Source organism: Bradyrhizobium jicamae, from assembly GCF_001440395.1.
GTDB classification, from domain to species: Bacteria; Pseudomonadota; Alphaproteobacteria; order Rhizobiales; family Xanthobacteraceae; genus Bradyrhizobium; species Bradyrhizobium jicamae.
Map to the genome: position 1 here is coordinate 17,632 of NZ_LLXZ01000178.1, position 10,046 is coordinate 27,677.

The 10,046-nt window shown below is 63.7% G+C and carries 8 protein-coding genes; 1 reads left to right on the forward strand and 7 read right to left on the reverse strand.

All coding sequences use genetic code 11. The features are described 5' to 3' along the window. Positions 1 to 79: 79 nt before the first annotated feature. Positions 80 to 904, forward strand: coding sequence for a hypothetical protein (locus tag CQ12_RS30125; RefSeq protein ID WP_057838924.1), 825 nt, complete (start codon positions 80 to 82; stop codon positions 902 to 904). 1 nt (position 905) lies between these two features. Here the strand turns inward: CQ12_RS30125 and CQ12_RS30130 are convergent, their stop codons facing one another. The 7 genes from CQ12_RS30130 to CQ12_RS30160 form a co-directional block, all read right to left on the reverse strand. After that, positions 906 to 2,621: an ABC transporter permease gene (locus CQ12_RS30130; RefSeq protein ID WP_057838925.1), complete on the reverse strand. Its 1,716-nt coding sequence runs from the start codon at positions 2,619 to 2,621 to the stop codon at positions 906 to 908. Between the two features lie 158 nt (positions 2,622 to 2,779). After that, entirely contained in the window at positions 2,780 to 3,847 is a 1,068-nt protein-coding gene (locus tag CQ12_RS30135; protein WP_057838926.1) for an ABC transporter substrate-binding protein, read from the reverse strand. A gap of 23 nt (positions 3,848 to 3,870) precedes the next feature. Continuing rightward, positions 3,871 to 4,932: an ABC transporter ATP-binding protein gene (locus tag CQ12_RS30140; protein ID WP_057838927.1), complete on the reverse strand. Its 1,062-nt coding sequence runs from the start codon at positions 4,930 to 4,932 to the stop codon at positions 3,871 to 3,873. A gap of 277 nt (positions 4,933 to 5,209) precedes the next feature. Beyond that, a complete protein-coding gene (locus tag CQ12_RS30145; RefSeq protein WP_057838928.1) occupies positions 5,210 to 6,394 on the reverse strand; it encodes a pyridoxal-phosphate-dependent aminotransferase family protein in 1,185 nt (394 codons plus the stop codon). 162 nt (positions 6,395 to 6,556) lie between these two features. Continuing rightward, positions 6,557 to 7,327 carry an LssY C-terminal domain-containing protein gene (locus CQ12_RS30150; RefSeq protein ID WP_083519538.1) on the reverse strand — a complete coding sequence of 257 codons (771 nt, stop codon included), beginning with the start codon at positions 7,325 to 7,327 and terminating at the stop codon, positions 6,557 to 6,559. 205 nt (positions 7,328 to 7,532) lie between these two features. Then, positions 7,533 to 8,264 carry a thermonuclease family protein gene (locus CQ12_RS30155; protein ID WP_057838931.1) on the reverse strand — a complete coding sequence of 244 codons (732 nt, stop codon included), beginning with the start codon at positions 8,262 to 8,264 and terminating at the stop codon, positions 7,533 to 7,535. A gap of 272 nt (positions 8,265 to 8,536) precedes the next feature. Then, on the reverse strand, positions 8,537 to 10,046 hold a 1,510-nt coding region (locus CQ12_RS30160), incomplete at its 5' end, for a hypothetical protein (RefSeq protein ID WP_057838930.1).

A 10,046-nucleotide genomic window follows, 5' to 3' on the forward strand; every position in this document is an offset into this window, starting at 1 on the left:
GTCGCCATCTCGACTTTACCAAGATTTAACAGATCCGTCGTCAGAACCGAAAGGTACGTCATTCTCGAGCCCCGTCTGCATGCGGCTACTCTCGATACCTGCGATATCGGCCCTCGTCCTCGGCGTAGGCGGAATCTTGGGCGCCGGCGAGTTCGTTCGCGACTGGCGCGCGCCGGTTTCGCACCAGTCCGTCGATTCCGTCCTGAGCGTGACCTGGGGTGTGATGACCGACGACCTGAGGAAATTCGAGGACGCGAGCAAACGAAAATATGGCGAGGGCAGCAATCTCTCGCTTCAGATCAATGACGGAATCGTCAACCTGATGCGGGATGGCAAGATTCTCGAAACCCACGAGCAGATCGCCAGGTTCGAGGGCGTGTTCGGAATGTTCGTGGCCGGCCGGGACAACAAGGTGACCGCGAGATTTCCCTTCAGCATTTCCCTCCAGCAGGAAACCTCATCGCTGAACCGGATGCTCAGCGATCGATTCAAGAACCGCTATAAGACAGTGCCGCGGCAATGGCTCGATTTCGACGACAGCCAATGGACCATCGATCGCTGCGAGCGGCTTCCCGCAGGTCTTGGTCTGGGATGGCTCGGCAAGGCGCTGCTGCTGCGCGAAGGCTCCGCCTGCGTCGTGACGTGGAAGGGGTCGCAACCAAGTTCAATGCTTATCAGCGTCAGCCGTGCCTATGGCGATCCCTGGATGCGGCCGTTCGCGCGCCGCATTTGCCGATCGATTACGGAGTCGGCGCTCCAGCGGTTCGCACCCGAGGATCCCGCCAGTCCGAAATATGCAGCGTGCATCCTGGCGGACCGCCCGGCACATCTCAGTGCCCCGAAATCGCTGGTTACCGATACGTACGCGGTCGGCTCCGGCAACGAACTCGCGCGGGTCAGGTGAGCTAGCTGTTCCTTAACCTCGCCCCGGCGCCGCCGCCGAACATCGGGATCCGGTTCACCGCCAGCACCACCGTGAAGGTGATCACCAGCATCGCGATGCCGAGCACCGCAATCGCGGCGAGGTCGCCGCTTTCGTTGAGGTCGTAGATCAGCACCGACAGCACCTTGGTCTGCGAGGTGAACAGCACGATCGCGGCGGATAGCTCCCGCATCACGCCGATAAAGATGAAGCACCAGGTCGCAATCACGCCGGTACGGAGCAGCGGCGCGGTGATCTGGCGCAGCGCCTGCAGCCGCGTCGCACCGAGGATCCGGCTGGCGTCTTCCAGCTCGGGGTGAATGGTCGCGAACGCCGCCTGCAATTGTTGATAGGCGGAGGGCAGATTGATGGTGAGAAATGCCAGCAGCAGGATCCATAACGTGCCGTAGAGCACGAAGGGCGGGCGCGTGTAGCTCAGGAACAGCCCGACGCCGAGCACGATGCCGGGCACCGCGACCGGCGCGGTCGCGAGAAAGCCGAGCAGGCGGTGGCTCGCGATCACGCGGCGGGTCGTGACATAGGCGACCACGAGCGCGAGGATCGTGCCGACGGTCGCCGTCGATGCGCCGAGGATTACGGTGTTCTTCAGCGCGAGCTGGGTCGACGACAATTCGGTGAACACGAAAACGACGTTGTGCAGCGTTGCGGTCGATGGCGTCACCAGCGTGGTCGCGTTCGGCGAGAACGCCGCGTTGAGCAACGCGAAATAGGGCAGGAACACCGGATTGAGCAGCACGAGGAGGCAGAACGCCAGCGCCGCCCAGCGCCATCCTCCCATCTCGATCGGCCGCGGTGCGCCGTATTTGCCGCCGACCACGGAAAAGCCGCGACGGCCGAGCAGGAATTTCTGGCCCTGCAGCAGCAGTATCGTCAGCAGCAACAGCGGCACGGCGGCAGCCGCGGCGAGTTCGAGTTTCGGCGGATACTGAAACAGGCTCCAGATCTTGGTCGTCATGGTGTGGAAGCCAGCCGGCAGCGCCAGGATCGCGGGCGAGCCGAACAGCGTCATCGCCTGCAGGAACGCGATCAGCGCGCCGGCGACCAGCGCGGGCAGGGCCAGCGGAATCGTAACGCGCCGAGCCGTGGTCCAGGCCTTGCCGCCGAGAATGGCGGAGGCGTCTTCCAGTTCGCCCGGCATGTTGTCGAGCGCGTTGGCGACCAGCACGAAGACGAACGGAAAGGTGTAGCAGGAGATCACGAAGATCAGTCCGGTCAGCGAATAGATGTCGAACAGGGGATCTTCGGCGCCGGTGAGATAGCGATAGAGCTGGTTCAGCATGCCGCTGTTCGGCGCCGCCAATAGTTCCCAGGCGACAGCGCCGAGAAACGGCGGGGTGACGAAAGAAGCCGTCACCAGCGCGCGGATGATCTGCCGCCCCGGCATGTCGGTGCGCGACACCAGCCACCCGATCGGCGCCGCGACCAGGCAGCAGATCGTTGCCGACGTGGTGGCGATGATCGCAGTCGTCATCAAGGGATCGAGGAACGCGGGATCCGTGAACAGCGTGACGAAATTCTGCAGCGTCGGTCGCCGCGCCTTGTCGGTGAAGGCGAATACCACCAGCCACGACAGCGGCAGCACGATCAGCACGATCATGAAGGCCGCGAACAGCCACAGCACGGGGCGTGTGAGATCGAGGCGGCGTTTGGGGGTGTCGGCGGTGGTGACGGTGGTCATGCTCTCTCCGTCATTCCGGGGCGCGCGTTAGCGCGAACTACGTTGCGCAATTGCGCATCGGAGAATCTCGAGATTCCCGATGCGCAAATTTGCGCATCTGAGGTCTGGTCCTTCGGACCATCCCGGAATGACGACGGTGGGTGTGGCAAAGAGCACGCTCAAACCCTGAACAGCCGCGCATAGCGCGTCTTGATTTCTTCCGTCATCTTCTCCACGCCCTCGGCGTCCTCCTTCATCAGCTTAATGTCGGAGATCTTCCGCCGGCCCGGCTTCGACTGCACCTGCGCATGGATCGAATACTGCGCGGTGAAGTCGACAAAGAACTGCTGCGTCTCGCGCGTATGCAGCCAGGCCTGGAACAGTTTTGCGGCGTTGGGATGCGGCGCAGTCTTGAAGATGCCGGTCGGCCCCGAAATCGTCGGGGTGCCCTCGGTCGGGTAAACAGGTTCGACCGGCTGGCCGGCCTCCTTCAGCAGCACGATGCCGTATTCGTTGCCGTCGGCCATCACCGCGCGCTCGCCGAGCGACAGCTTTTTCGGCGGATCGGTCGACGACTGCACCTGCATCACGCGCTGTTTTGCCAGCTTCTCCATGTATTCCCAGCCGAGCTCGCGCACCATCTGGAACGTCGCGGTCATGATGGTGCCGCTATAGGCCGGATGTCCCTTCACCATCTTGCCCGCCCATCTGGGGTCGAGCAGGTCGGCAAAACTCTTCGGCGCGTCCTCCGGCTTCACCAGATTGGTGTTGTAGGCAATCGACGACAGCCACACCCGCGAGGTCGCGAACAGGCCGTCGGGATCGCGATAATTTTCCGGAAAATGCTTTGCGACATCCTCGGGCACGAACGGCATCAGCCAGCCGTTTTTCTTCCAGCTGATGAAGTGCGAGGCGTCGGAGGAGTTGATGATATCGGCGGCGCGAATATTGCTGGCGAATTCCTGGTCGATCCGCTGAAACAGCCGCTCCGAGCCGGAGCGCTCGATCTGAATGGTGATGCCCGGAAAGGCCGCCTCGAATGCCTTGCCGAGCTTTTCGCCGACCGGCAGGTCGATCGAGGAATAGAAGATCAGCTTGCCTTCCTTCTTCGCCGCCTCCACCAGCGCCGGCGTGACCGCGACCGGTTCAGGCGCCTGGGCGCGGGCGGGGGAGGCGAACACGGTTCCTGCGGCAAGCGCGATTGAGCCTTGCAGAATGTCGCGTCTAGAAAGTTTTCGTCTCTTCATGGCGTCCCCCGTCTCTTTCTTATCTATCGGCTGAGCGCCCGGCAGCGCTCGGGTGGGAGTGTCAGCCAGACCTCGCTGCCTCTGGGCACATTGGTTTCGGTCGGCGTGGTGGCGCGCAAACTGGTACCGTCGGCCACCTCGACCATGTAGTCCCGCGCCGCGCCGAGATAGACCTGCCGCGTGACGACCGCCTTGATCGCATTTTCTGTTGAAGCCGGCGCCTGTGTCGACAGGCCGATATCGTGCTGGCGGATCGCGACCACGGCGCCCTGGCCCGGCGTCAGCGGCGCGCCGACCACCTTCAAGGTCGCGCCCGCGAAGGTGACATGGTTGGCGTCGCGCGCGGTGCCCTTGATGACGTTGCTGGCGCCGATGAAGCGGGCGACGAATTCGGATTCCGGCCGCGCGTAGATGTCCTCTGGCGTGCCGATCTGGTCGACCCGGCCGCCGTTCATGACAGCGATCAGGTCGGCCGTGGTCATGGCCTCGGACTGGTCGTGGGTGACATAGACGGTGGTGTAGCGATATTCGTCATGCAGCCGCCGAATCTCGAACCGCATCTCCTCGCGCAGATTCGCATCGAGATTGGAAAGCGGCTCGTCGAGCAACAGCGTCTCCGGTTCGACGATCAGTGCGCGCGCCAGCGCCACGCGCTGCTGCTGCCCGCCGGAGAGTTCGCCGGGATAGCGCTGCGCGAGCACCTCGAGTTTTGTGGTGGCCAGGATCGCCGCCAGCTTCTTGGCGATGGTGTCGCGGTCGAGCTTGCGCAGGCGCAGGCCGTAGACGATGTTTTCCGTCACCGTCATATGCGGCCACAGTGCGTAGCTCTGAAAGATCATCGACATGTTGCGCTGCTCGGGCGGCAGCGTGCGCGCTCTTGACGAGACCAGCCGTTCCCCGACATGGATCTCGCCGTCGGAAGGCTCCAGAAAACCCGCGATCAGTCGCAGCGTCGTGGTCTTGCCGCAGCCGGATGGGCCGAGCAGGCAGACCAGTTGCCCATGGTCGATTTTCAGCGAGACGTTATCGACTACCGCAAGCGAACCAAATCGTTTGGTCAGGCCGCGCAAATCAACGGACGCCAATCGCCTCACTCCCACTCTTTGTTCGTGCACGGATCAGCGCCCGGCTTGGTATGCCAGTATACGCACTAATGCGTGGTGGGAAAGAGTAGGATGGGTGGAGCGAAGCGATACCCATCATTTAGATGCGGCTGAGAGGCACGCGAGACGTGTCCTCTCACCATGTGAAATGCTGACCACGGTCCCCGTGGTCGAGCGAAGCGAAATCCATCAATCGGAATAAACTGCTTGATGGGTATCGCTTCGCTCTACCCATCCTACCAAATATGCGACAGCGCGCTCACGCGCCGACGTTCTCGCCGAGATATTCGATCGCGGCTTCGGTTCCGCCCCTGCCGTGGGGAATACCGAGCGCAGTGAGGCCGACTTCGACCACGCCGAGCGTGCCCAAAATCATCGGCGCATTCACGTGGCCCATATGGGCGATACGGAACGCCTGGCCGGACAATTCGCCTATGCCAGTGCCGAGCACCACGCCGCATTTCTCCTTGCAGTAGCGCTGCAGCGCGGCCGGATCGTGCCCGTTCATGGTCACCGTCGTCACCGTGTTGGAGCGCTCATTGGCTTCCGCGATGTTGAAGCCGATTACCTGGCCCTCGCCCCACACCGCGACCGCGCGGCGCACCGCTTCGCCGAGTAGCCGATGGCGCAGAAACGCGTTCTCCAGCCCCTCCGTCTGCAGCATGTCGATCGCCTTGCGCAGTGCGAACAGCAAATGCACCGGCGCGGTGCCGGCATATTTGCGGTAGTGCTCGCTGCCTTCGCGCTCGGTCCAGTCCCAGTAGGGCGTGCGCAAATTGGCCTTCTTGTGCACTTCCCAGGCGCGGTCGTTGGCGGCGACGAAGCCGAGGCCGGGCGGCGTCATCAGGCCCTTCTGCGAACCGGACATCGCGACATCGATGCCCCATTTGTCCATCTCGAACGGCATGCAGCCGAGCGAGGCCACGGTGTCGACCATGAACAGCGCCGGATGTCCCGTCGACCTGATCGCCTTGCCGATCGCCTCGATATCGTTATAGGCGCCGGACGCCGTATCGACCTGCACCGCCACGATCGCCTTGATGGTGTGGTCCTTGTCCTGCCTGAGCCGCGCCTCCACCTCGCTCGCACGGACCGCGCGGCGCCAGTCGCCTTTGAGCACCTCGACCTCCGCGCCCATCGCGGCCGCGGCCTGGCCCCAGCCGATCGCAAAGCGTCCGCTTTCCAGCACCAGCACCTTGTCGCCGCGCGACAGCACGTTGGAGAGCGTCGCCTCCCAGGCGCCATGGCCGTTGGCGATGTAGATGTAGGATTTGCCCTTGGTGGCGAACAGTTTTGAGAGATCGGCGAGCAGGCTTTCGGTCAATTCCACCATCTGGCTGGAATAGATGTCGAGCGCCGGGCGATGCATCGCCTGCAGCACCTCGTCGGGCATGGTGGTTGGTCCCGGGATGGCCAGAAATTCCCGGCCCGCGCGAACGGTCATTTGTTGGTTTTCCTTATGGGTAAGCACGCGGAATCGAGGCGTGAGATTTGGCGCCATATTATTGGATCGGAGCCATCATTGCGAGCGTAGCGACGCAATTCAGGCCCGCAAAAGAAGATCAAATTGTTCTGATTGCTCCGCGCCTCGCGATTGCTCCGCACGTTATTTCCCCACGGCATCCGCGATCGCGCGCCAGATCTGGTCCTTCAATTGGGTCGCCGGCGGGCTCGGGATCGTCACCGCGGGTCCCTCACGCTTCTTGCAGGCTTCCACCAGCCGCAACACCCAGATTTCGCCGTCGGTGTAATAGAGATCGCCGCCGCCATTGTAACCGGCGATCGTCGGCCCGATGCCGGTGACCTGATATTTCGCCTCCACCATGCCGGCATTTTCCAGGTCAACTGCAAGCAATGCGCGCTCGGCGTCGAGATCGGCGCTGATGTGATGCGTGACCGCGCCGGTATATCGGCTGACGCCGACGCCGCGATCTTCCGTCGCCGCGCCGAGCCAGACCGGACGCTTCTCCTCACCGCTCTCCAGCACTTTCCAGTAGCGCACATGATTGCGACGGTCGGCGCTTGTCCCGATCGGCTTTTCAAAGGCCAAGTCCTCGCGGCGGCCGAGATAATAGAGATTGCTGACCGGCGCCTCCTTGTAGGGACGATCGAGCAGCACGCTGCCGACAATCTCGATCGAGGACTTCAGCGTGATCCGGTCGACCGGATACCAGCCGGCCGCATGCATCGCACAGACGACGTCGCCGAGGTCGCCGATCAATCCGACATTCATGGGATCGCCCGGAATATCCTGCGCGGTGCGCGTCACCATCGGCATCTCGGCGAGCCCGCGCTGATGCTCGTAATGCGTCCAGAAGCCCGGCAGCACCAGATAAGCGAGCAGACCGTAGCCGCCGAGGATGACGGCCGCGAGCATGAAGGCGCGACGCCATCCGCCCCGCCGTTGCCGCCGCAATCGCTTTTCGATGCGTTGATCAGGCACCGTCGCTGCCGCTCTCTCTCCCTGCTCCTCTTCGCGGGGAGAGGGTTCAGTGTGTCCACAAACTCGTCATGGCCGGGACAAGCCAGGCCATGACGATATGCGATAAGCCTGCCGCAGCAGGGCGAGGCGAGAAAGAAAACTACCGCCGCGTCTCTCTGCAGCCCGCGGCTTCGGCCTCCTCGACCGAGCAGAACCAGCGCGTTCCCTTTGAGATCTTCATCTCGATCTTCGCATACCAGCGGCTGGTCGGTTGATGATAGATGCACTCGCCGGAGCGGTTGACGTTGCCCTTGATGGTGCAATCGGGCGAGGGCGCGACCGGGCCGGACGCCGAAGCCAGCAGAACCGCCCGGGCATTCTCCGGCGGTGTGACGGCGCCGAGAACGGCGGTCTTCTTGTTGCGGATGCGCCAGTCCCACGGCGCGATGAACGCGCCCTGCCACATTCCAACCTTGGCCTCGCGCGCGGCCTTTTCGTCCGCCTCGTAATCGCGCGAGATCCGTGTCAGCGCCAGCGCCCAGCCGTGCGACACCATCCATTTCTGGACGTCTTCGCCGTCGGCCTGACAGCGCGCCACGGTGCGGCCGCGCCGATCGACGGCGCCCCTGGTCTGGCAGGTCCAGCTCTTGGCTCCGAAGTGTTTTATCAGTTCGTCGCGTGCGGCGACGCCGCAGGTCCAGCGCTCGGCCTTGGTGTTGAGGCAGAGCTGATCGACCGCCGGCGCATCGATGCCGCCGAGGCGGATGCGGTGGTTACCGATCTGGAGCTGATCGCCTTCGCGGATTTTCGGGACGCCGGTGATGTCCGCCGCGTGGGAGACGGCGGGGAGCGACAGCAGTAAAACAGCGGACAGCAATTTCCGTAATGTCATCGGCAGTCCCAGCGGAATGATGCGAATTGTGCGGACAATGCGGTTGTCTTGCCAGAGCCAGAGCGTCGCATCGCTTTCAACTTCCCGCGAGATATTCACCCTCCCCTGGAGGGGGAGGGTCGACGCTCATGAAATGAGCGGCGGGGTGGGGTGACGGTCTCTCCACGTCCAACAGTACCCGAGTGGAGAGATCACCCCGCCCCGTCTCGCATTTCGCTTCGCTCATACGAGCCGACCCTCCCCCTCCAGGGGAGGGTAAGCAAGCACGCAATTCACTTCGTCATAACTCTCCGCGCCAGCGCCAGGCCCATCAGCACGAACGCCGACGTCACCTCGGGGCCGCCGACGAGAATCCGGGTCGGCGTCTTCATCTTGTTCCACTCATAGGCGCGGTATGGCCCGCGCCGGCCGCCTTCGCCGAGCTGGGCGACGATGCAGTTGAGCGCCGGCGCAAACGTCGCGGCGTCGGCGCCGAGATGCGCCAGCGCCATCAGCGCCAGCGCGGCGTCGAACGGGTTCATCTCGCGGGCGATCAATTCGCCTTCGACATAGTCGAGCACCTTGCCTCGGATGATTTCGAACGCGCCGTCCGGATCGATTCTCCGCCGCGCGGCTTCGGGCAATGCCATGAACGCGGCATGGCATCGGCCGAAATAGGCAGAGTACAATTCCGGCAAATAATAGATATGCGAGCGCGGATCGGCGAAGGCGCCGGTTTCGGCGAGCCGCCGCTGGAAGCCGATGATGCGATGCACGGTCTCCAGCCGCTGCGGCGTCTCCAAAATCTTCCAGCGCGCAAGGTTGCGGAAAGAGACTTCGAGAATGTCGAGATTGAGGGTGGGATCGAGGTCGTTCCCGTAGGGGCGCTCGCCCTTGATATTGTCGATCCAGGTGACGACGCCGCCCTCGTAATCGATATTGTCGTTGAGGGGCACGGTGACGCGCGGCTCGTTGGCGCCCTCGCGCACCTGATAGCCGCGGTAGAAGTCGAGCAGCGGCTGGTCGAGGATCGGGTCGGTCGAGCCGGCCTGTGTGGCGGCCGAGAACGAGCAGGCCGTGGTGTCGCAGTCCGGCACGTAGATGCCGAAGCCCAGGTCCTGCTTGATCTGCGCGAAGAAGCGCGAGAAGCGCGGATGCGGCAGCGGCGCCAGCGCGGTGATCACCCGCACCGTCGAGCCGTCGTGCGAGGGCACTTCCTCGGCCGAGGTCTTCAGGCAGAAATCCACCATCTCGTCGATCGCGCGCTTTGACGCCGCGGTCTCTTCCTTCGATGCCAGCCCGGTTTCGAGATAGCTCAGCAGCGCCTCGGTGAAGAAGGCGTCGTAATAGGCGGAGCGGTGGCGGATCTGCACCGGCTCCCACATCGGCTCGGCGATCCCGCTCCAGGGCGGGTTGATCAGCGCGCGCGCCGGCGAATGCGCGATGAAGATGCGGGCGAGGCTGAACAACAGCGTCGAGTTCTTGTAGCCACGCGAGTTCAGCCCGGTCAGCGCCATCAGCATCTCGCGCCCGCCCATGTCGGCGTCGCCGATCAGGTTGAAGGCGGCGTAAGTCGGCAGGAAGCCGTTTTTCGAAAACGAGCCCAGCAGATGCGCGCCGCAGCGGCGGATCACCCGGTCGATCTCGGCGGCGTCGGGCGCCTGCACCGGCGCCTTCACATGGGGCGGGGAGGGGTGGCGGACGTCGATGTCGGCCATCAGCTCGGCGATCGGCTGGCCGACCGCGGCCCAGTCCGGCTCGGCATCGTCGCGGGCCCGGACCAGCGCCTCGCGCAGGGCGCCG